Below are 20571 nucleotides of genomic sequence, written 5' to 3'. Positions count from 1 at the left end.
TGCGGAGAGTTACTCGCCGCACACCACCGTGGTGGTTTTGCCGAAGATGCCCAGCAGGCTTTGGAAGTTCATGTCCACGTTGGTCACCTTGGTGACGCCGGCCTGCTCTTTGGCTGCGGCGACACCAGCATCACCAAAGGACAGGATGTTGAGCACATTGACCATGCTGGCTTCGCCACGTTTGCTGCAGTCCCCGGCGTTGTCGCGTACATCGATAGGAGCGCGAAAGTTGTTGTAGACCACACCGCCAGAGTAAGGCGCCTGGCAACCTGTCAGGGAGGTGGCAGCAACGATAGAGGCAAGCAAAATCATTTTTTTCATTGGAATTCCTCACGCAATTTAAATGGAGCGTGGAGGATGGGGCTTCCGTGAAATAAATCTGTAATATTTTAGCTCGAAGGCGCGCAAGAGATTGCTGATTCTGTATTTGGTGAGGTTGTTGGAGTGTCGTCACGATGATGTGATGACAGGCTCTGATGATGGCAAGCCAAATAAAAACGGCGGCCAGTGGCCGCCGTTTTTGTCTGGCTGAAGAACGTTACTTGTTCAAGCGCGTCTCGATTAGCTGATCTACCACGCCGGGATCCGCCAGCGTGGAGGTGTCGCCCAGGCTGTCCAGCTCGTTGGCGGCGATCTTGCGCAGGATGCGGCGCATGATCTTGCCGGAACGGGTTTTGGGCAGGCCGGGGGCGAAGTGGATCAGGTCGGGCTTGGCGATGGGGCCGATCTCCTGGTTCACCATGTCGCGCAGTTCCTGTACCAATTCGTCGCTGCCTTCCTTGCCCGCCATCAGAGACACATAGGCATAGATGCCCTGACCCTTCACGTCGTGCTGGTAGCCGACTACAGCCGCTTCGGAAATGCTGGGATGCAGTACCAGCGCGGACTCGATTTCCGCCGTACCGAGGCGGTGACCGGAAACGTTCAGCACGTCATCTACCCGGCCGGTGATCCAGTAGTAACCGTCTTCATCGCGACGGGCGCCGTCGCCGGTGAAGTAATAGCCTTTGTAGGCACTGAAGTAGGTGTCGATCATGCGCTGGTGGTCACCGTATACCGTACGGATCTGGCTTGGCCAGCTGGATTTGATGGCCAGGTTGCCGGAGGTGGCGCCTTCCAGTTCGTTACCGTCAGGATCCATGAGTACGGGTTCGATACCGAACATGGGCAGGGTGGCGGAGCCGGGTTTCAGATCCACGGCACCGGGAAGCGGGGCGATCATGATGGCGCCAGTTTCCGTTTGCCACCAGGTGTCTACGATGGGGCAGCGGGACTCGCCCACCACCTTGTAGTACCACTCCCAGGCTTCCGGATTGATGGGTTCACCTACGGTGCCAAGCAGCTTCAGGCTGGCCCGTGAGGTGCCGGTGACAGGGCTGTCGCCAAGGCCCATCAGGGCGCGAATAGCCGTCGGTGCGGTGTAGAAAATATTGACCTTGTGCTTGTCCACTACCTGCCAGCAACGGGAGGCATCCGGGTAGGTGGGTACCCCTTCATACATCAGGGTGGTGGCGCCATTGGCCAGTGGTCCGTAGACGATGTAGCTGTGCCCGGTGATCCACCCCACATCAGCGGTGCACCAGTAGATGTCGCCTTCGTGGTAATCGAACACATATTTATGGGTGAGGGCGGCGCTTAGCAGGTAGCCCGCGGTGGTGTGAACCACGCCTTTGGGCTTGCCGGTGGAGCCGGAAGTGTAAAGGGTGAACAAAGGGTCTTCGGCTTCTACCCACTCAGGCTCGCAGTCGGTAGACGCTGCGGACACGGCCTCGTGATACCAGACATCGCGCGCATCCTGCCAGGCAACATCGGCGCCTGTGCGTTTGACGGTAAAGCAGGTATGAACGCTGTCGATGCCATCCATTGCTTTATCGGCATTCACTTTAAGGGGCACGGTTTTGCCGCCACGCACGCCCTCATCAGCGGTGATCACTGCGCAGGCGCCGGCGTCGTTGATGCGATCCTTGAGGGCTTCAGGCGAGAAGCCGCCGAACACCACAGAGTGGATGGCGCCGATGCGGGCGCAGGCCAGCATGGCATAGGCTGCCTCAGGGATCATGGGCATATAGATCACCACACGATCGCCTTTTTTGACGCCACGGGCCTTGAGGGCGTTACCAAACTTGCTGACTTCCTCGAATAGCTCCTGGTAGCTGATGTGCTTGTCCTGATCCGGTTCGTCGCCTTCCCAGATAATCGCGGTCTGGTTGGCACGTGCGGGCAGGTGACGGTCCACGCAGTTGTAGCAAACGTTCAGTGTGGCGCCCTTGAACCAGGCGGCTCGGCCTTCGTGAAAATCCCAGTCGCTGACGGTGTCCCATGGTGTTTTCCAGTCCAGAAATTCATTGGCACGATCCGCCCAGAAGGTATTCGGGTCGTTGATAGACTGTGTATACAGGCGATCATAAGTGTCGCGGTCCATCAGGGTGTTCGCCTTGAAGGCTTCTGGAACAGGGTGAACGATAGGGTTGGACATCAAGGGCCTCCTTGGAATACTGCCTCTGGGTGCCGATGGGCACTCGTTTTCCTTCATTATTGTGAGTATCTCGTTCCTCGCCTATTCCACCATGGTCGTAGGGTGGGGAGGAAAGAAATGGTTTGGATCAAGAGTAAACAAAGCGTTGAGTAATGGCCAAGGTCCATTGCGGAAAGCGGCACAAAATCGGGCTTTTTTTTGCGGTTTCGTAGAGGAAAAAGAGGGGGAGGGGGCGAGCGTGTTTATGACCCATAAAAAAACGCCGGCATAAGCCGGCGTTTCAAGTGTTCTTCAGAACGGGATCGGGATCAGGCGACCTGAACCGGGATCGCGTTGCTGGTGCCTTTTACGGCATTGCCTTCATCCATGTAGATCAGGCTGGGCTTGAAGTTGATCAGCTCTGCGCTGGAGTAGCTGGCGTAGGCGCAGATGATCACACGGTGACCCGGTTGTGCCTTGTGTGCAGCCGCACCATTAACAGAAATGATCTTGGAGCCAGCTTCGCCACGGATAGCGTAGGTCTCGAAACGCTCGCCGTTGTCGATGTTGTAAATCTGGATCTGCTCGTACTCCAGGATACCCGCCATGTCCATCAGATCACCATCGATGGCGCAGGAGCCTTCGTACTCGAGTTCCGCGTGGGTGACACGAGCCTGATGGAGTTTTGCTTTCAGCATGGTGCACTGCATGTTGGTTACCTCTCACACTACCCGAAGCCTGCAATTACAGGACGTTAGAACCAAGCAGGCGCTTCAAGGGGCCCGAAGTATGCACGAATCAATGGTTGTCTACAACGGCCAGTGAGACATTGTCTATCAATCGTGTTTTGCCCAGTTTTGCGGCTACGGCAATCACCAGATCTGTGTCGCTTTTGGCCGCGGGAGCCAGTGATCGGGCATTGGCGATGGTCAGGTAATCTACCTCAAAACCTGCAGCATTCAGCTCGTTGGTATAGCGCTGTTGTAATGCCTCGTAGTCCCTCTCCCCCTGCTCAATATCGGTGCGAAGGGCCTGGAGTTTGGCATGGATGGAGGGCGCGAGTTTGCGCTCACTATCATCAAGGAAGCCATTTCTTGAGCTTCTGGCCAGGCCGTCTTCTTCCCGGCTGGTGGGGGCGCCGACGATCTTGACCGGGAACAGCAGTTCCTCGCACATGCGTCGCAGGATCGCCAGTTGCTGGAAGTCTTTCTCGCCGAATACGGCCACATCCGGCTGGACGATGTTGAACAGTTTCGAGACCACCGTAGTGACACCGCGGAAGTGTCCTTCGCGGCTGGCTCCGCAGAGGTAGTCACCAAGACGGTCAACGTCTACCCAGGTCTGGTTCTGGCCAAGGGGATACATCTCCTCGACAGAAGGCGCAAACAGTAGATCGGCACCGGCATCCACCAGTTGGGCTGCATCGGCGTCCAGGGTGCGCGGGTAACGGTCGAAATCTTCGTTGGGGCCAAACTGGGTAGGGTTAACGAAGATGGACACCACGACTTTATCGCACCGTGCCATGGCTTCGCGCACCAGGCTGATATGACCGCTGTGCAGGTTGCCCATGGTAGGCACAAAGCCCACGTTCAGGCCTTCGCGATGCCAGCCGCGGACTACTTCGCGGACCTGGGAGACGGTATGGGCAGTTTGCATGTGAAATCCTTGGGTTGGAGGCGCAAGTTTCAAGTTGCAAGTTACAAGGCGCGATCAATATGAGTGCTGATTGACTAACTCGGTGCCCGCGATTTCAGGTCTGAACGCGGGCAGTAAGCTCTGGAAGCACTTCGGCCTCTGATCGCGTTGCAACTTGCAACTTGCAACGGCCTTTAAAAACAGTGCTCTTCCGCCGGGAAACTGACGTTCAGTACGGCTTCATGATACGCCTTGAAGGCGGATGGGATATCGCTGGCGTCGGTCATGAAGTTTTTCACAAAGCGTGCCGGCTTGCCGGGGCTGATGCCGAGCATGTCATGCATTACCAGTACCTGACCATCGCACTCCGGTGCGGCACCGATACCGATGACGGGGATATTCACCGCCTGGGTGATGCGGGTGCTCAGTTCGCGGGGTACACATTCCAGCAGCAGCATGGCAGCACCAGCTTGCTCCAGAATGCGGGCGGCTTCCAGCATTTCAGTGGCGCTATCGTCGTCCTTGCCCTGCACCCGGTAGCCGCCAAGGGCGTTGACCGCCTGGGGGGTCAGGCCCATGTGGGCGCATACCGGAATACCGTTGCGGTTGAGTAGTTCAATGCTTTCGGCCAGCCAGGCACTGCCTTCCAGTTTGACCATGTTGGCACCGGCCTGCATCAGGGCGGTGGAGCTTTCCAGTGCTCGCTCGACGGTGGCGGCGCCCATAAAGGGGACGTCAGCAATGATCAGGCTGCCACTGTTGCCGCGGGCCACGCATTCGGTGTGATAGGCCATCTGCTCAAGGGTGACCGGGACAGTGCTGGACTGGCCCTGGATGACATTGCCCAGGGAGTCGCCAACCAGAATGGCATCGATCCCCGCTTCAGAAATCAGCTTGGAAAAACAGGCGTCATAGGCGGTGAGAACGGAGAATTTTTCACCGTCCTGTTTGCGTTTTTGCAGGGTGCGAATGGTCACGGACATGGGAAACCTCCCGAAAACGATGGGCTGGCCGGAGATAAGCGTTGCAAGTCACAAGTTTCAAGTTGCAAGGCGCGGGCGAGGCCTTGCTAACTGGCTGCTCTTTTGCCGCGCTTCAGCACATGCCGGCGTGTTGTGTGCGGATCTGGGCGTCATCGTTACCGCTCTCCCGGACCGCGTTGCAACTTGAAACTTGTCACTTGCCGCTCCACACCATCAATAATGGCGGTCCCGGCTGAATTCAGAATCAGCTGGCCAAGGTGGGAATCAGTCCACTAGCGGCCGGGGGTTAAAATAGTGTCGCCCGGAGCGGATGTCCAGCAGCTCGCCGATCAGTTGGTGGTAATCCCGGTCGTGATTCACCAAATCAATCTCGGCAGCATTGACGATCAGTAGCGGCGCGCGGTCGTAAAAATGGAAGAACTCCGTATAGGCATTGCTCAGGCGGTCCAGGTAGTCACCTTCAATGCCCTGTTCGAAGTCGTTGCCACGCCGGGAAATACGCTGGCGCAGTACTGGTGAAGGGGCTTGAAGGTAGATCACCAGGTCCGGTTGTGGGGCATCCAGGGTCAGGTGGTCATCCACATTGCGATACAGTTCAAATTCATCGTCATCCAGGGTGACCTGGGCAAACAGGCGGTTCTTGTCGATCAGGAAGTCGGCAATGCGGGGGCCAGCAAACAGATCCTGCTGCTGGATTTGGCGTAATTGGTCTGCCCGCTGGAACAGGAAGAACAGCTCGGTTTGCAGTGCGTAACGAGCGGGGTCCTGATAGAAGCGAGTGAGGAAGGGGTTCTCCTCCGCCTGTTCCAGCAGCAAGTCATAGCCAAACGTCATGGCCAAGCGGCGAGCCAGGCTGGTCTTGCCTGCGCCGATGGGGCCTTCCACCGCAATAAAGCGCGGCAGGGTGCCGGCCTGGCGGCGTTGTTCAATGCGTTCGGTGAGTGTTTTATCAGTCAATGAGTGCATCGAGATCCAGTTCGTCCAGTGGCGATAGCTGTTGATCCTCTACCTGATCCAGAAAACTACTCAGAGGAGTGCCGTCCGGCAAGAGGCAGTGCGGGTCTATGTCCATCAGCGGTACCAGCACAAAGGCGCGCTGGGTCATTTGCGGGTGGGGTACCAGCAAGTCCGGGCTGTCGATACGCTGATCATCAATGAGCAGGATATCCAGATCCAGGGTGCGTTCGCCCCAGTGACGCAGCCGTTGCCGGCCTCCTGCCAATTCCAGTGCCTGCAAGGTATACAGAAGATCGTGGGGGGAGCCCGCAAAGCGAATTGCGGCCACCGCATTGACATAGTCCGGCTGATCCTGGGGGCCAATGGGGGCGCTGCTGAACAGGCGGGAATGATGTAACAGTGTTATGCCGGGCAAGCGCTGCAGCGCTGCCAGGGCGCTGATTAACCGTTGGACGGGGTTATCCAGATTGCTGCCAAGTCCGATGAAAGCCTGCATGACACGTTTCCAGAAGTGCTGGGTGTTAGATGCTAGTGCTAAGTGCTTGGCACGAGGGGGTTACCCCTCGGCCTTGGGTTTACGCGGACGGCGACGGCGGCGGCGCTTGGTGCTGTTGCTCTGGTTGCCCAGGTTGCTGACCATCTGCCGGCGTCCTTGTTCGTCTTCTTCCTGATAGCGGGTCCACCAGTCTCCCAGCCCGGGTTTGATCTCGCCCGCCTGTTCGCGCAACAGCAGGAAATCATAGGCGGCCCGGAAACGGGGATGCTCCATCAGTGCATCGGCACGACGACCGGCACGTTTGTCCAGTCGCAGTTGCAGCTCCCACATTTCCCGCATCACGGTAGAGAAGCGACGAGGTATGGCAGTGTGCTGGATCTGATCATTGAGTGCCCTTGTGGCCGCCTTGTGCAGGGCCTGGGCGGGCGGCAGACCGCTGGAAAGGTAGCCGCCGATACGCTGCTGGATTTCCGGCCACAGCAACACCGCGTAGATGAAGGCAGGCGTGACGGGCTTGTCTACGGCGAGTCGCTTGTCGGTGTTGTCCATGGCGGCCAGCAGCATATCTTCCCAGACCGGGCCTTGTTCGCCCTCCAGCGCTTTCTGGGTGCCGGGGAACAGGAAGCGGAACAAGTGCAGCTGCTGAAGCTGTTCGTAGGACGCCCGGGCGTGGCCGCTGAGGAACAGTTTCAGGACTTCATCAAACAGGCGTGCAGAGGGAACCTGCAGCAGCAGTTCGGCCAGTTCCGGGATCGGCTCGGCGGTGGCCTTGTCGATATGGAACCCCAGTTTGGCGGCGAAACGGGCCGCGCGCAGCATGCGTACCGGATCTTCGCGATAACGGGTGTGCGGGTCGCCGATCAGGTGGATTCGCTCGTTTTCGATGTCCTGCAAGCTGCCGGTGAAGTCATGCAGGGTGAAATCGGCGATGTTGTAGTACAGCGCGTTGCAGGTGAAATCGCGGCGCAGGGCATCTTCTTCGATGCTGCCCCAGGTGTTGTCGCGCAGTACCAAGCCGGTTTCTTCGTGGGCGTGATGCTGTTGCTTGTCCGGGTTTTCGTCCCGGTTCATGGCCCGGAAGGTGGAGACTTCAATGACTTCACGGCCAAAGCGGACATGCACAATCTGAAAGCGGCGCCCGATGATACGGCTGCGCTTGAATAGCCGATTCACCTGCTCGGGGGTGGCATTGGTGGAAACGTCAAAGTCCTTGGGTTCCCGGCCACAAAGGATGTCGCGCAAGCAGCCGCCCACCAGAAATGCCTCGAATCCGGCCTTGTGCAGACCATAGAGCACATTCAGGGCGGCACGGGAAATTTGCTGGCGGGAAATCGGGTGTTGATCGCGAGGGATAATTCGGGGTGAATTCATTGAAGGATTGTGGGAACCCTTTTTAAACCACCCTGTCACATGTTCCAGAAGCTGGTTGAGCCAGTTGATTGTGCTTGTTAGAAGCTTGCAGGGCATGCGTGAATATCCGGACTCAGAGAAAGAAGCAGTAAAGCGGGGATGGTAGCACTTTTTCCTCGCCGGGTGAGGGATTCCTCACGTATACTCGGCAATTGGGTTTGTGAAAGCCCTAAAGTAAAAAGGAGCCACAACCGAAGTTGTGACTCCCATATTTTGCGCTGATTCTGTTGTTATTATTGTTTGTGTTGTTATCTGCCTTGTGCTGCAAGCAGCACTGCATTGGCTCGTGAAATTCTTCTTATTCTTTCTTGTTGTTATTGTTGAGCCGTTACGCCGTTGTTTTTGTTGTTTGCTGGCGTGGGATTCATAGTGCCTGTGACCCCCTGCCTTTGCAACACGGCGTGAATTCCTTTAAAAACAATAGCTTGCAACTCTGTTGTAAAAAAGCCTTTCAGATGCGGGTGACGCGGGTAACACCAGTGTTACTTTCTTGGGTAGTGAGGTAACACTTGCCAGGTGTTTGCCGCGGTTTTGGCAAAAGCCGGAAAAAAAATGCCCATGCAAAGGTGCAATTTTTTGATTGGCTTGAATGATGAGTGGGCTGGATTAGGCGGCCAGCGGCAGGAAATATGAACGCTTTTGAGTCGCCTCAGCCGCATATCAATGCGTATTTAACGCCTTGCGGCGCCTTTTTTGCGCGGGATTCCCAGTCTCTGGCGCCGTTCCCACAGGCTTTTTCGGCTGATACCCAGCTTCTGGGCTAGCTCCGTCTCCGTCATGCTGTCCTGATTTTCCATCACGAAGCGGGTGAAATAGTCCTCCAGAGAGAGGTCTTCACTGGGGTCCAGGCTGGCCCGGCTCACCCGTTGCGGGGTGCGGTTGGGGTTCAGGCCCAGCTGTGCGGGGCCGATGCCGTCTTCCTCACTGAGGATAATGGCCCGCTCAATCACGTTTTCCAGCTCCCGAACATTTCCTGGCCAGCTGTAGTTGTGCATGGCCTGGCGTGCAGATTCGGTGAAAGACAGTCCCGGGCGATTGAGTTTCTCCACCCCCCGGCTGAGCAGGGCATCTGCCAGGGAATCCAGATCATTACCGCGTTCGCGCAAAGGCGGCAGGGTAAGCTCCATGACATTGAGCCGGTAATAGAGGTCCTGTCTGAAGGCCCCCTCGGCGACCCGGGTTGGCAGATCCAGCTGACTACTTGCCAGTATCCTGACATCGACCTTGCGGGGGGACAGAGAGCCCTGGCGATGAATTTCATGGTGTGTCAGTAGTGTCAGCAAGCGACTCTGGACTTCGCTGGCGAGCTCACCAATTTCGTCCAGGAACAAGGTGCCACCATCGGCCTCTTCGATCCTGCCTGGATTGTCATCATCCCCGAACAGCTCGGTAATCTGGAGATTGCGCGGTATGGCTGCACACTGAACGGAAACCATGGGGCCAGACGTGCGCTCGCTGTTTTCGTGCAGGGCTCTGGCGGTGAGCTCCTTGCCGGTGCCGGCTTCGCCCATGATGAGGACGGGGGTGTTGGTAGGGCCAACCCGACTGATGCGGTGACGAAGTTCCTGCATGACTTCGCTTTCGCCGACCATGTTATGTACCGGGAAGCTGCGTTCGATATCTCTGCGCAGGGCGCGGTTGCCGCGATTCAGGCGACCTTCTTTCAATACCCGATCTACAGCCAGTAGCATTTCGTCATGATCAAAAGGCTTGGGAATGTAGTCCACTGCGCCCTGGCGCATGGCGTCCACGGCGGAACGCAGGCTGGCATAGCTGGTCATGATCAATACGGGGGTGGTGCCGGCCGCATCGATCATCTTGGTGCCGGGTTCGCCGGGGAGCCGGAGATCGCTGATGATGAGATCAAACTGATTGAGGTTGTTCTCTCTGGCCTGCTCTACAGAGTCTGCTTCTGCTACGGAGTGATCATGGCGCTCGAGCAATTTGCGCAGTGCGCCGCGAATGACAGGCTCGTCTTCAACAATCAGGATGTGGCTCATGAATCATGGGTTCCTGTACTGACTGACAAATACTATCAGGAAGATTGTCCCGACGGGGGAGCTCCCTTCGGAAAAATACTCACTCAGCTTGTAATGGTGTGGATCGGCAGTCGAATAATAAAGCGTGTGCCGCCATGTTCGTTTAGTGGGCTTTCTACGCTGATGCTACCGAAATGTTCCTCGATAATACTGTAAACCAGCGCGAGGCCAAGACCTGTACCACGGCCAGGGCTTTTACTGGTCACAAAGGGTTCGAATAGCGCATCCCGCACATCAGCCGGGATACCGTGGCCGAGGTCTTCTACCTGAATCTCCAGCCAGGAGTCGTGCTCCTGGCAATGAATGCTAATAGGTTGTTCCGGTTTGCAGGCATCGGCGGCGTTACCCAGCAGATTGATAAATACCTGCAGCAAGCGCTGGGGATCGCCTTGCACCCATTTGTTGGCCGGGCACTGGTTATCGAAGTGTTGTTGACGATGATCCGGGTCCAGCAGCAAGAGAGAGATGGCTTCTGCTACTGTGTCACGAATGCTGACCGGCACATGTTCGCTCTGGCGAACGCTGCCGGAGTGGCTGAACGTGACCAGCGACTCCACGATGCGGGTGATTCGGCGAGTCTGCTCAAGGATCTGCTGGCTGGATTCCATCTGTTCGCGAGCGTCGCTTTCGCTATCCAGGTTTTGTGCCAGGCAGGCGATGGCGGTGACCGGATTGCCAATTTCATGGGCCACGCCAGCAGCCAGTCGCCCGATAGAGGCCAGACGTTCGTTGTGGGCCAGATGGGCTTCCATGTGACGCAGCTCGGTGATGTCTTCGATCACCAGTACCTGACCGCCCGCCTGCTCTGCGGTGCCCACCCCCATTACGGATGATTTATGCAGGCTCAGCCAGCGGGTCTGGCCACTCACTTCAAGAGACTGTTGAGGCTGATGGGCGCTGGGGTCACGGCTGAAACGGGTGAGGAACTCCCCCCAGGGATCGTCCAGATCGGCCAGGCGTGAACCAATGGTGTCGGCAGAGGTGATACCGGTGAGAGCCTCCATGGCCTGGTTCCAGCCGATGATCTCATCGTCGGCGCCCAACGACACCACCCCCATGGGCAGTTCCAGCAAGGTTTGACGGTGGAAACGGCGCAGCCCGTCCAATTCTGCTGCCAGGCCCGAGAGGCGGTCCCGATATTGTTCCAGTCTGGATTCGATGAACTGGATATCTTCGCTGGTGCTTTGCTCTTCCTTGGGCAGATAGGGCAGGTGGTCATCCATCAGCTGGTGAGAGACAGAAGGGCCAAGCAGGCCGGACAGGTTGGTTTCCAGCTGGTCACGCAGCCGACGCAGGGCATAGGGCCGGGTTTCTGTGCGCGGAAGTCTCAGATCACGCAGTGCCATTTCCACTTCGCGAGTGGCAGTGATGGGGCCAAGCGGTTGGCTCAGCGCGTCGATGAATTCATCAACACTCTTGGCTTCCAGCTCCCAGCGGTAAGGGCGCCGCAGACTATCCACCGCACAGGCCTCGGCGGCATTCTTTTCCGCCTGGGACATGGGGGTGACGATGGATACGATGGCGTAGACCAGCCCGTTGGCCGATACCGAGGCAATAGCGACATGGTGCCACTGGTTGGCGCCGCTTTGGTAACGCATCCCCAGTAGCTCCATCAGTTCGGGAATCTGCAGGCTGGGGTAGGTGATGGGCAACAGTAGCAACAGCAGCCAGAACAGGAAGCCAATGATCAGGCCGGCAAACAAGCCATTGCGATTGCCTGTGGGCCAGAATAATGCGCCGATCAAGCCCGGCACAAACTGCAGTGTGGCGACAAAGGACAGCACACCCAGCTCAACCAGAGTGTGGTTGGCGCCAGTAAAACGGTAGAACAGATATGCCAGCGCCAGGATGGCACCGATCAGGGTGCGGCGCGTCCAGAGCAGGTTTCGATACAGGTTCTGCCCTTGATGAAGAGGGCTGGCTGGCAGGATAAGGTGGTTGAGGCACATGCCGGAGAGTGCGAGGGTGGCGACAATCAGCATGCCGCTAGCCCCTGCCAGCCCGGCCAGATACCCCAGCACGGCCCCCTGCCCACCGGTGACCATGCCAATACCAATCGCGTAGTAGTCCGGAGGTGTCGGGGCGTTACTGGCGGCCGCGGCCCAGAGGATAACTGGCACGCACAGCGCCATTACCAGGAACATCAGGGGCAGGGCCCAGCTGGCGGTGATCAGCGCGCGCGGATTGAGGTTTTCCGTGAAAGCCATGTAGAACATGTGCGGCAACACCACCGCAGACACAAAGAATGCCATGATCATGGAATGCCAGGTGCCATCCTGAAGCGGGTAATAAAGACGCGCCAGCATCTCCGGGTGTTCATCCAGCCAGGCACCAAGATCACCGGGGCCGTCGAATACCCCGTACAAGCCCAGCAGCGCAACCGCGCCGAAGGCCAGTAGCTTGATCAGCGATTCGGTGGCGATGGCCACCACCAGACCTTCGTGTTTTTCCCGTGCCGTGGCATGGCGCGCACCAAACAGAATGGCGAAGATCACCATCATGATGCAGAAGCCGCCGGCCAGTGAGCGAGGGTCGTCGGTGCCGGTAAGAATCTGGATGGATTCACCTACCGCCTTCAGTTGTAGTGCCAGCAGGGGCAATACCCCAATCAGCATGATAATGGTGGTCAGAGCGCCAGCCATTCTGCTGCGATAACGGAAGGCAAACAGATCGGCCAATGAGCTGAGCTGGTAGGTGGCGGTCAGGCGCAGGATCGGAGCGAGCAGTATGGGCGCGAGCAGGAATACACCGGATATGCCCAGAAAATAAGAGAGGAAGTTATAGCCATACTGGTAGGCATAGCCCACCGAACCATACACCGCCCAGGCACTGGCATAGACGCCCAGTGAAAAGACGTAAACCGCAGGATGCCGAACCAGGCGAGCAGGCAGCCAGCCCCGCTCAGTAATCCAGGCGACCAGAAAAAGAAAAAGTAGATAACCGCCGGCGATGGCGATCAGTTCACTGACACTATAGACCATCGACGTCTTTGCTCTTGGCGATCCAGTAACTGAGGGCAATCAATCCCAGCCAGATCAAATAGGGCCGGTACCAGGCGCGGCCCCCTTCGCTCCACCAGTCGATAATCGCCGGGGATAGCAAGTAGGTTCCCAGAATGAAAATGATAAGCAGGCGATCGGTATACATGGTGGTTTTGCCCCTTCAAGGCGAAAAGCATACGTCAGGTGGGGGAGGTGTGTAAAAGCGGGGACGGCAGTTTAAAGTTCAAAGTTGAAAGTTGAAAAGCGCGAGATGGGGTTGGGGTTGCTTCTCCTCTGTGCCCACGCCGATACGCTGAATCGCGGGCTCCGCCTTCGCACTCGCAGTAACCTGCGCCGCGTTTGAACTTTCAACTTTCAACTTTCAACTCGGCGGGCAGGGGTTGCTTCCGGCCTGGGGGCCAGTGGTGTTCGGGGTAATGGACTTTGCCCCATTCGAGCAGGGTGGCAGGTGGTGCGCCCTGAAGATCTTTCGGCGGTTGCAGTCCCATGCAATACAGGGCCGCGCTGAGAAGTTTGCTGGCGCGACCAGGATCGAGCGCTTCGCTGCCGCCGGACTTGGACAGCTTGGTGTCGCGGCCATCAGTGATCACAGGCAGATGGGCGTAGTGCGGGGCGGGGCGGCCGAGGCATTCCAGCAGCCAGCGCTGGCGAAGGGTGGAATCGAGCAAGTCGGCGCCGCGCAACACATGGGTAATGCCGTCGTCGGCATCATCCAGTGCGCAGGCCAGTTGGTAGCCGAACAGGCCGTCACGTCGGCGGATGACAAAGGCTCCGCCGTCGTTGTGGAGGTTGTTGCAGACTTCCCCCTGAATGTCATCGCCATAGCAGAGTTCACGGTCTGGCACTGCAAGCCGAATTGATGCATCTGCGTTGGCATCAACGGCGGCACGGATACCGGGATGGTTGTGATCCAGGGCTGCCAGTTGCTTGCGGGTGAGCGTGCAGTAAAAAGCGTGTCCCTGCTCCAGCAGCTGATCCACGGCCGCTTGATAGGCGCTGTGGCGTTGGCTTTGATAGATCACGCTGTGATCCCACTCCAACCCGAACTGTTCCAGCTGCCACAGGATGGTATCGGCGGCACCGGGTACTTCCCGCGGTGGATCCAGATCATCCACCCGTACCAGCCACTCCCCACCCGCAGCACGCGCCTCCAGCCAACTGGCCAGTGCTGCCACCAGCGAACCAAAATGCAACGGGCCGGAGGGGGTTGGGGCGAAACGTCCGCGATAGGTCATAGGGCAAAACAGTGAACAGTTAACAGTTAACAGTTAACAATTAACAATTAACAGCGGCGCGCCAAGCGTGTGAGGAGTTTAAACGCAAGAAGCCGCGCACAAGGGGTGGGCGCGGCTTCAGGCATTTCAGGAACAACAGCCCGCTAACGCGAGCTATTCACTGTTCACTGTTAACTCTTCACTGCTTTTATCCTGCCAGCTGCTTTTCCTTGATCTCCGCCAGTTCCTTGCAATCGATGCACATCTCGGCGGTGGGGCGGGCTTCCAGGCGACGGATGCCGATTTCGATACCGCAGGCTTCGCAGTAGCCGTAATCGTCCTTATCGACCAGATCCAGGGTTTTCTCGATCTTCTTGAGAAGCTTGCGCTCACGATCCCGGGTACGCAGTTCCAGGGCGAATTCTTCTTCCTGGGTGGCGCGATCGGCGGGATCGGGCAGGTTGACCTGCTCGTCCTGAAGATGGTGCATGGTGCGATCAGCTTCTTCCATCAACTCTTGGCGCCAGGCCAAAAGGATCTTGCGGAAGTGTTCGCGCTGGCTTTCATTCATGTATTCCTCGTTCGGCTTGGGCTGGTACGGCTCGAAACCGTGCAGCTGCGCCATGGAGGAAGCGGAGTTGGATGACTTTTTCACGTTCTTTTTTACCTGAGCGGAAGAGGTGGATCGGCTCGGCGACATTCCATTGCCGGCAGACGCTGTCCTGGCGGTACCGGGGTACGTTGTGCGGGTGGCCGCAGCGGTTGCTGCTGCGGACCGTGCCTTCCCGGAGGTAGGCAGCTTTGTTCTTGGTGCAGCCGGTGCTGCTTTCTTGACTGCGGCTTTTTTGGCCGCAGGCTTGGCGGCAGCAGCGGGTTTGGCTGCTGTCGCTTTGGTAGTCTTGGCCTTGCTGGCCGGTTTCGGAGCTGCAGCCTTGTTTGCTACGGGTTTGCTTGCCGGTTTCTTCGCGACCGCCTTTTTGGCCGGTGCTTTTTTCGCTACGGCTTTTTTCGTGGCGGGCTTGCTGGCTGCCGCTTTCTTTGCGGCCGGCTTGGCGGCGGGCTTCTTTGCCGCAGGTTTTTTCACGGCGGCTTTCTTGGCCACGGCCTTCTTCGCTACGGCTTTCTTGGCGGGAGCCTTTGCAGGCGCTTTTTTGGCGGTGGTCGCTTTGCTGGCCGGTTTCTTGGCCACGGCTTTCTTGACCGCCGCCTTCTTTGCTACCGCCTTCTTGGCGGGCGCTTTCTTCACTGCGGCTTTCTTCGCGGCGGGCTTTTTCACCGCGGCTTTTTTGGCAGGAGCTTTCTTTGCTGAGGAAGCCGTGGCTTTCTTGCTGGCTGCAGTTCCGGATGCTTGTTTTTTAGCCGCCGCTTTCTTCGGCGCTTTCTTTTTGCCGGTGGCCATTTTTAATAACTCCCTTAGCATGGTCTTGACTCTCTGTCTGTGCCCGAACTTCCCTCAAGGGCATAATGTAATCTTCGACCTTACCCCTTATGGGCAAGTCTTGTCACCAATTACAGAGCCTGCCGCAAAGAGGTAGCCTGATTGATGAAAATCTGGCCGATTATAGCCATGCAGGCATTGCATGGAAGAGGAAACTTGCGATGAGCCAATTGTCACGCTATGCCAGCGAGGTACCGCCCTTTCACGTGATGGCCCTGTTAGAGCGCGCCCAGCAGCTGACTGCCCAGGGGCGGGATGTGATTCACCTGCAGGTCGGGGAGCCGGATTTCAGTACGCCAGATCCCGTCATGGATGCCATTCGGGATGCCATGGCCCATGGCCAGACCGGTTATACGCCGGCTGCAGGCCTGCCTGCCCTGCGTGAAGCTATTGCCGCCGATTACCGGGAGCGCTTTGGTGCGGCGGTGTCTCCGGGGCAGGTGGTGGTAACGCCAGGGGCGTCCGGGGCGTTGCAGCTGGCGCTGGCTGCGCTGATCAACCCCGGTGATGGGGTGTTGTTGCCGGACCCTGGCTACCCCTGCAATCGGCAATTCGTCCGCCTGGTCGGTGGCGAAGTGCAGCCGCTGGTACTGTCGGCGGAAAACCAGTTTGCGTTGACGACCCGGGATTTGACGGAGGCCTGGCAGGACAGCACCAGGGTGGCCATGGTCGCCAGCCCGGATAATCCTACTGGCAATATGTTGAGCCCGACGCTGCTGGCCGAGATGGCAAAAGCGGTGAAGCAACGGGGCGGCACCCTGCTGGTGGACGAGATCTACCAGGGCTTGTGCTATGGCCAGCCCGCGGGGTCGGTGCTGGCGGAAACGGATGATGTGGTCGTCATCAACAGCTTCAGCAAGTATTTCTGCATGACGGGCTGGCGGCTTGGTTGGTTGGTGGCACCGCCTGCACTGGTGCCCGCCATCGAGCGGCTGGCCCAGAACCTGTTTTTGGCTCCCTCTACTCCGGCGCAGTACGGTGCCATTGCCGCACTGGAAGAAGCCTCCCTGACCATTCTTGAGCAGCGCCACCAATTGCTGGCTCGTCGTCGGCAGTGTCTGCTTAATGGTTTGGCCCATCTCAAGGTGCCTGTGGTGTCCCGTGCCGACGGTGCCTTTTACCTTTACGCGGATGTCAGTGCCTTCACCGATGACAGCTTTGCTTTCTGTGTGGACCTGTTGGAGAAAGCCGGTGTCGCCATGACACCGGGGCTGGATTTTGGCGAAGGCCATGATCACGGTCGCTATGTGCGGTTGGCTTATACTTGCACGGAGTCACGTCTTACCGAGGCGCTGCATCGTATCGAGCATTATCTGGAGAACCTGTGAAGTTTGACCCGCCGCTGGAAACCGTCACCCTGTTGCGTCGCTATAAACGTTTTATGGCGGATGTAGTTCGCGCCGATGGTAGTGAGATCACCGTGCACTGCCCGAATACCGGTTCCATGAAAAACTGTGTGCTGGGAACGCCCCAGCAGGCGCTGATTTCCGATAGCGGGAATCCCAAACGCAAGTATCGCCATACCCTGGAGGCGTTGCAGGTAGCGCATGGTCATTGGGCCGGGGTGAATACCGGCCGCCCCAATGCACTGGTGGAGGAGGCGGTTCGAGCCGGGCAGATTCCTGAGCTGTCGCCACAGAGCGGGGTCGAGCGGGAGGTGAAATATGGTGATAGCCGTTTTGATCTGGCACTGGGTGAACGCAGCGATCCGCATACCTTTATCGAAGTGAAAAACGTGACGTTGGGGCCGGGGCCTGAGGACAGGGATGATGGGGTGATTGCGTTTCCTGATTCCGTGACTGAGCGAGGTCAAAAGCACTTGCAGACGCTGATGTCGGTGGTGGCATCAGGGAAAAGCGCGGTGCTGTTTTTCTGTGTTCAACACACAGGGGCTCAAATGGCCCGGCCTGCAGATGAGATTGACCAACGCTACGGCCAGCTGTTGCGCGAGGCCATGGCTGCGGGAGTGCAGGTGCTGGCCTGGAAGGCTGAGGTGTCACCCCAGGCGCTTCAATTGGTAACGCCTCTCCCTTTACAGGTGTAGAGTCGGTAGTCGGGGTTGGCCGGCCAGGTAGCCGCTCAATAACTCCTTGCATACTCAGCGTGGAGTTATTGAGAGGTTCCTTATTTGCGGAACAGCAGGAAGCGGTTGTTTTGTCTGTCTCCGACGATCAGCGTCTGGCTGTCGATCAAGGCGACACCGGTGGGCTCGTTCAGAGTGCGATTACTGGGTTGCGTATCTGGTAGCCCGTCCTGATCATCATCATTGGGTAGATTGTTGAAGAAATCGGTTTGCCCGATCACTTCGTCAGCGGGATCGAAGCTGACCTGCGGAAACTGGTTCCAGATCAGTACACGGTGGTTGTCTGAGTCGGTAATCACCAGCCGCGTACCATCGGAGTCCACACCGTCGTAGGGAAAGTTAAGGGTTCGCGCTGTTGCCTTGGCCTCCGGAACTCCATCCTGATTGTCATCATTGGCGGTGTTGTTCTGGAATGTCTCCTGCCCCAGTACTATGTCCGCAGGCGTAAAGTGGGTGGTTGGAAAGCTGTTCCAGATCAGGGCGCGATTGTTATCCGAATCCAGAACCACCAGTTTGTTGCCGTCTGTCCAGACGCCAGTAGGAAAGGCCAGGGTGCGATTACTGGGTTGGGCGTCCGGGCTGCCGTTCTGATCGTCATCATTATCGGTGCAGTTGGTGAAGCTGTTCTGACCCAGTACCACATCGGCCGGGCTGCCATTGGAGAGGCTGCTATTGTTATTCCAGATCAGTACCCGGCTGTTGTCGGTATCCGCAACGACCAGCTTGCCAGCGGCGGCGGACAGACTTTCCGGCGCGATCATGCCGGTTTGTGAACATGCCTCTGCGTTGCTGGTGAGGTCGGCCTGGCCCAGTGCCAGGCTGGCAGAAACCGGGCCTGTGGTCGGCACTGGGTTATACACCAGAGCGCGGTTATTGAAGTAATCGGTAATAAAGAGTTGTCCATCGCTGATTGAGGGAGACTGGGGCGAGTCGACGGCTGAAGCACTGGTTCCGGAAGTATTCTGGGTGTCGCCGGTCTGGCCGATAACAAAGTCGGCGGTGGCATTGTTGATGGTTGGCAAGGCGTTAAATCCCAGAATCCGGTTATTGCCACCATCGGGAAGGTAGAGCACCCCGTTGTCGTATGCGGGGCTGCCATAGGGATTGTTGATGGTATTGGCTGCAGTGGTGCCCCCCTGGTTGGGGCTGCTGCTGGTGAAATCGGCTTGCCCAATCACCACGGATGCGGTCTTGAAGTTGAACGTGGGGGGAGGGGGATTGCCTGAAGCATTGTTACCGCCCCCGCCGCTACTGCCTCCGCCTCCCCCGCACCCGGAGAGTAGAGTGGCTCCTATCGCAATCCATAATAGCGTCCGTGCGGCCATGGCAGTGTCCCCCGTGATCCAGTCGTTGGTATCAGGCGGTCCAGGGGGTTCCATCCCCTTGGGCTCACTATTCAGTATAGAACTGCGTTGGCGGTTAAAAAGTAACCACTTGGTAACGATTTGAGAGCGTGAGGCTGTAATCTGTTATAGCCGCTAGGGGGGCTGTCATCACGGAATCAGAGCAGGTTTTGAGATTGCTGCTGAAGCAGGTTGATCTGTTGCCCCCAATAGTTCATGGACTCGAACCAGGGGAAGGCTGGCGGGAAAGCGGGATCGTCCCAGCGCCGGGCCAGCCAGGCGTCGTAGCAGACCATGCGGCGAATGCGCAGCGGCTCGATCAGGGCTTTCTGTTCCCAGGGGAAGGGCAGGAAGGTGTCATAGCCCTGGGCCAGTACTCGCAGCTGGTGTTGCTGCTCGTCGTCTTCGCCGGACAGCAGCATCCACAAGTCTTGCATGGCTGGGGCCCGCAGGCTGTCGTCCAGGTCCACGAAGTGTGGACTATCATCTCGCCACAGGATGTTGCCGGTGTGGCAGTCGCCGTGGACGTTGAGTAGCGGAAAGCTCTGGCCATCAAGGCGGTTGGCAATCGTTTCCAGCAACTGGCCAATCAGGTCGCGGTACTGGCCGCGATAGTTCAGGTCTACCACGTCGTTGATCAGGTAGGTGCTGGCGGTGCGAATATCCTCGACCACATCCAGAGTGGGACGCTGCTGGTAAGGGCGGTCGCTGCCGCAAGCGTGCCAGCGGGCCAGGGTACGGCCAAGTTGTTCCAGATGACTATCGTTGGCCAGTTCCGGGGCGTGCCCGCCCGCGCGGCGGAATACCGCGAAGGAAAATCCATCGCAATGGAACAGGCTGTTGCCCTCGCGTACTTCCGGGGCGATGACGGGAAGATCTCGCTCTACCAGAAACAGGCTGAAAGCGTGCTCTTCGAGAATCTGTTCGTCGCTCCAGCGGTTGGGGCGGTAGAATTTGACGATGACCGGCGGCCCCTCTTCCTGGCCCACCTGATAAACCCGGTTTTCAAAGCTGTTCAGCTGCAGCAGGCGGCCATCGCTGAGAAAGCCGGCCGCATCCACCGCATCCAGCATAAAGTCCGGGGTGAGCAGATCGAAGGGATGGCCGGTCTCCGTGTTCATGCGGGCTCCGGTACCTCGCCCAGCCAGATCTCATCACCGCGCACTTCCACCTGCACCGGCACCAGCTTTTCTCCCATGCACGGACCGGACAGGCAGTTGCCTGATTGCACTTCGAATAACGCACCGTGGTTGGCGCACATGATGAATTGCTTGTCGCTGTCCATGAATTCGTCGGGCATGAAATTCAGCTCGATGCCCAGATGGGGGCACCAGTTGATGTAGGCATGTACCTGGCCATCAAATTTTGCCACTACGACAGGTTGGCCATCTTTTTGAAATTCCCGGGCGCTCTCGTGCTCAATGTCGTCCAGGTTGCAAACGTGTTCCATGGTGCTTCCAGTGTGTCTTCGCGGGCGGAAATGGCCGTCAGTCCATCTCCACCATTATGTCATCAG

At 57.9% G+C, this 20571-nt stretch carries 18 protein-coding genes and 1 pseudogene; 2 read left to right on the top strand and 17 right to left on the bottom strand.

What is annotated here, in order from left to right; genetic code table 11:
- Positions 1 to 9: 9 nt before the first annotated feature.
- The 14 genes and pseudogenes from Y5S_RS07655 to Y5S_RS20005 all read right to left on the bottom strand — a co-directional run.
- The gene (locus Y5S_RS07655; RefSeq protein WP_035231940.1) at positions 10 to 321 is read right to left on the bottom strand and encodes a TRL domain-containing protein; all 312 of its coding nucleotides are present in this window, start codon (positions 319 to 321) and stop codon (positions 10 to 12) included.
- 217 nt (positions 322 to 538) lie between these two features.
- A complete protein-coding gene (gene acs / locus Y5S_RS07650; RefSeq protein ID WP_035231938.1) occupies positions 539 to 2476 on the bottom strand; it encodes an acetate--CoA ligase in 1938 nt (645 codons plus the stop codon).
- A gap of 308 nt (positions 2477 to 2784) precedes the next feature.
- Positions 2785 to 3165: an aspartate 1-decarboxylase gene (panD, locus tag Y5S_RS07645; protein WP_035231936.1), complete on the bottom strand. Its 381-nt coding sequence runs from the start codon at positions 3163 to 3165 to the stop codon at positions 2785 to 2787.
- 88 nt (positions 3166 to 3253) lie between these two features.
- Positions 3254 to 4111 carry a pantoate--beta-alanine ligase gene (gene panC / locus Y5S_RS07640; RefSeq protein ID WP_035231934.1) on the bottom strand — a complete coding sequence of 286 codons (858 nt, stop codon included), beginning with the start codon at positions 4109 to 4111 and terminating at the stop codon, positions 3254 to 3256.
- 173 nt (positions 4112 to 4284) lie between these two features.
- Positions 4285 to 5073, bottom strand: coding sequence for a 3-methyl-2-oxobutanoate hydroxymethyltransferase (gene panB, locus Y5S_RS07635; RefSeq protein ID WP_035231932.1), 789 nt, complete (start codon positions 5071 to 5073; stop codon positions 4285 to 4287).
- A 264-nt stretch (positions 5074 to 5337) separates the two neighbouring features.
- Positions 5338 to 6039: a deoxynucleoside kinase gene (locus Y5S_RS07630; RefSeq protein ID WP_052041461.1), complete on the bottom strand. Its 702-nt coding sequence runs from the start codon at positions 6037 to 6039 to the stop codon at positions 5338 to 5340.
- On the bottom strand, positions 6023 to 6526 hold the full coding sequence (gene folK / locus Y5S_RS07625; RefSeq protein WP_035231930.1) for a 2-amino-4-hydroxy-6-hydroxymethyldihydropteridine diphosphokinase: 504 nt from the start codon (positions 6524 to 6526) through the stop codon (positions 6023 to 6025). The genes Y5S_RS07630 and folK overlap by 17 nt, the downstream gene beginning before the upstream one ends.
- 60 nt (positions 6527 to 6586) lie before the next feature.
- Complete coding sequence (gene pcnB / locus Y5S_RS07620) at positions 6587 to 7897, bottom strand: polynucleotide adenylyltransferase PcnB (protein ID WP_052041478.1); 1311 nt, start codon at positions 7895 to 7897, stop codon at positions 6587 to 6589.
- A gap of 710 nt (positions 7898 to 8607) precedes the next feature.
- Positions 8608 to 9936 (bottom strand): sigma-54-dependent transcriptional regulator, encoded by a 1329-nt coding sequence (locus Y5S_RS07615; RefSeq protein ID WP_035231929.1) that lies wholly within the window; start codon positions 9934 to 9936, stop codon positions 8608 to 8610.
- 83 nt (positions 9937 to 10019) lie between these two features.
- Entirely contained in the window at positions 10020 to 12956 is a 2937-nt protein-coding gene (locus Y5S_RS07610; protein WP_035231927.1) for a sensor histidine kinase, read from the bottom strand.
- Positions 12946 to 13122, bottom strand: a complete 177-nt coding sequence (locus Y5S_RS19845; protein WP_007149317.1) for a hypothetical protein — start codon at positions 13120 to 13122, stop codon at positions 12946 to 12948. The genes Y5S_RS07610 and Y5S_RS19845 overlap by 11 nt, the downstream gene beginning before the upstream one ends.
- Before the next feature lie 202 nt (positions 13123 to 13324).
- On the bottom strand, positions 13325 to 14212 hold the full coding sequence (gluQRS, locus tag Y5S_RS07600) for a tRNA glutamyl-Q(34) synthetase GluQRS (RefSeq protein ID WP_035231922.1): 888 nt from the start codon (positions 14210 to 14212) through the stop codon (positions 13325 to 13327).
- A gap of 187 nt (positions 14213 to 14399) precedes the next feature.
- Positions 14400 to 14816 carry an RNA polymerase-binding protein DksA gene (gene dksA / locus Y5S_RS20010; RefSeq protein ID WP_052041477.1) on the bottom strand — a complete coding sequence of 139 codons (417 nt, stop codon included), beginning with the start codon at positions 14814 to 14816 and terminating at the stop codon, positions 14400 to 14402.
- A gap of 474 nt (positions 14817 to 15290) precedes the next feature.
- Positions 15291 to 15590, bottom strand: a pseudogene (locus tag Y5S_RS20005) (hypothetical protein); the annotation flags it as partial.
- A gap of 200 nt (positions 15591 to 15790) precedes the next feature.
- On the opposite strand from Y5S_RS20005, the gene Y5S_RS07590 reads away from it, so the two are divergent.
- Positions 15791 to 16957, top strand: coding sequence for an aminotransferase class I/II-fold pyridoxal phosphate-dependent enzyme (locus Y5S_RS07590; protein ID WP_035231918.1), 1167 nt, complete (start codon positions 15791 to 15793; stop codon positions 16955 to 16957).
- Positions 16954 to 17673: a DNA/RNA nuclease SfsA gene (sfsA, locus tag Y5S_RS07585; protein ID WP_035231916.1), complete on the top strand. Its 720-nt coding sequence runs from the start codon at positions 16954 to 16956 to the stop codon at positions 17671 to 17673. Before Y5S_RS07590 ends, sfsA begins: the two co-directional genes overlap by 4 nt.
- An 80-nt stretch (positions 17674 to 17753) precedes the next feature.
- Here sfsA and Y5S_RS07580 read toward each other — a convergent pair whose 3' ends face one another.
- From Y5S_RS07580 to Y5S_RS07570, 3 genes are all read right to left on the bottom strand, one after another.
- Complete coding sequence (locus Y5S_RS07580; protein ID WP_156107641.1) at positions 17754 to 19091, bottom strand: NHL repeat-containing protein; 1338 nt, start codon at positions 19089 to 19091, stop codon at positions 17754 to 17756.
- Between the two features lie 122 nt (positions 19092 to 19213).
- Complete coding sequence (locus Y5S_RS07575; protein ID WP_035231915.1) at positions 19214 to 20176, bottom strand: serine/threonine protein kinase; 963 nt, start codon at positions 20174 to 20176, stop codon at positions 19214 to 19216.
- Positions 20173 to 20505, bottom strand: a complete 333-nt coding sequence (locus Y5S_RS07570) for a Rieske (2Fe-2S) protein (RefSeq protein WP_035231914.1) — start codon at positions 20503 to 20505, stop codon at positions 20173 to 20175. Before Y5S_RS07570 ends, Y5S_RS07575 begins: the two co-directional genes overlap by 4 nt.
- Positions 20506 to 20571 lie beyond the last annotated feature (66 nt).

This window comes from Alcanivorax nanhaiticus (assembly GCF_000756665.1).
GTDB lineage: Bacteria > Pseudomonadota > Gammaproteobacteria > Pseudomonadales > Alcanivoracaceae > Alcanivorax > Alcanivorax nanhaiticus.
Note: the sequence above shows the minus strand (reverse complement) of the source record. Positions and strands in the feature narration are given on the sequence as shown.

Coding starts and splice junctions, on each gene's coding strand:
- Y5S_RS07655 (WP_035231940.1), bottom strand. CDS start 321: ATGAAAAAAATGATTTTGCTTGCCTCTATCGTTGCTGCCACCTCCCTG.
- acs (WP_035231938.1), bottom strand. CDS start 2,476: ATGTCCAACCCTATCGTTCACCCTGTTCCAGAAGCCTTCAAGGCGAAC.
- panD (WP_035231936.1), bottom strand. CDS start 3,165: ATGCAGTGCACCATGCTGAAAGCAAAACTCCATCAGGCTCGTGTCACC.
- panC (WP_035231934.1), bottom strand. CDS start 4,111: ATGCAAACTGCCCATACCGTCTCCCAGGTCCGCGAAGTAGTCCGCGGC.
- panB (WP_035231932.1), bottom strand. CDS start 5,073: ATGTCCGTGACCATTCGCACCCTGCAAAAACGCAAACAGGACGGTGAA.
- Y5S_RS07630 (WP_052041461.1), bottom strand. CDS start 6,039: ATGCACTCATTGACTGATAAAACACTCACCGAACGCATTGAACAACGC.
- folK (WP_035231930.1), bottom strand. CDS start 6,526: ATGCAGGCTTTCATCGGACTTGGCAGCAATCTGGATAACCCCGTCCAA.
- pcnB (WP_052041478.1), bottom strand. CDS start 7,897: ATGAATTCACCCCGAATTATCCCTCGCGATCAACACCCGATTTCCCGC.
- Y5S_RS07615 (WP_035231929.1), bottom strand. CDS start 9,936: ATGAGCCACATCCTGATTGTTGAAGACGAGCCTGTCATTCGCGGCGCA.
- Y5S_RS07610 (WP_035231927.1), bottom strand. CDS start 12,956: ATGGTCTATAGTGTCAGTGAACTGATCGCCATCGCCGGCGGTTATCTA.
- Y5S_RS19845 (WP_007149317.1), bottom strand. CDS start 13,122: ATGTATACCGATCGCCTGCTTATCATTTTCATTCTGGGAACCTACTTG.
- gluQRS (WP_035231922.1), bottom strand. CDS start 14,212: ATGACCTATCGCGGACGTTTCGCCCCAACCCCCTCCGGCCCGTTGCAT.
- dksA (WP_052041477.1), bottom strand. CDS start 14,816: ATGGCGCAGCTGCACGGTTTCGAGCCGTACCAGCCCAAGCCGAACGAG.
- Y5S_RS07590 (WP_035231918.1), top strand. CDS start 15,791: ATGAGCCAATTGTCACGCTATGCCAGCGAGGTACCGCCCTTTCACGTG.
- Y5S_RS07580 (WP_156107641.1), bottom strand. CDS start 19,091: ATGGAACCCCCTGGACCGCCTGATACCAACGACTGGATCACGGGGGAC.
- Y5S_RS07575 (WP_035231915.1), bottom strand. CDS start 20,176: ATGAACACGGAGACCGGCCATCCCTTCGATCTGCTCACCCCGGACTTT.
- Y5S_RS07570 (WP_035231914.1), bottom strand. CDS start 20,505: ATGGAACACGTTTGCAACCTGGACGACATTGAGCACGAGAGCGCCCGG.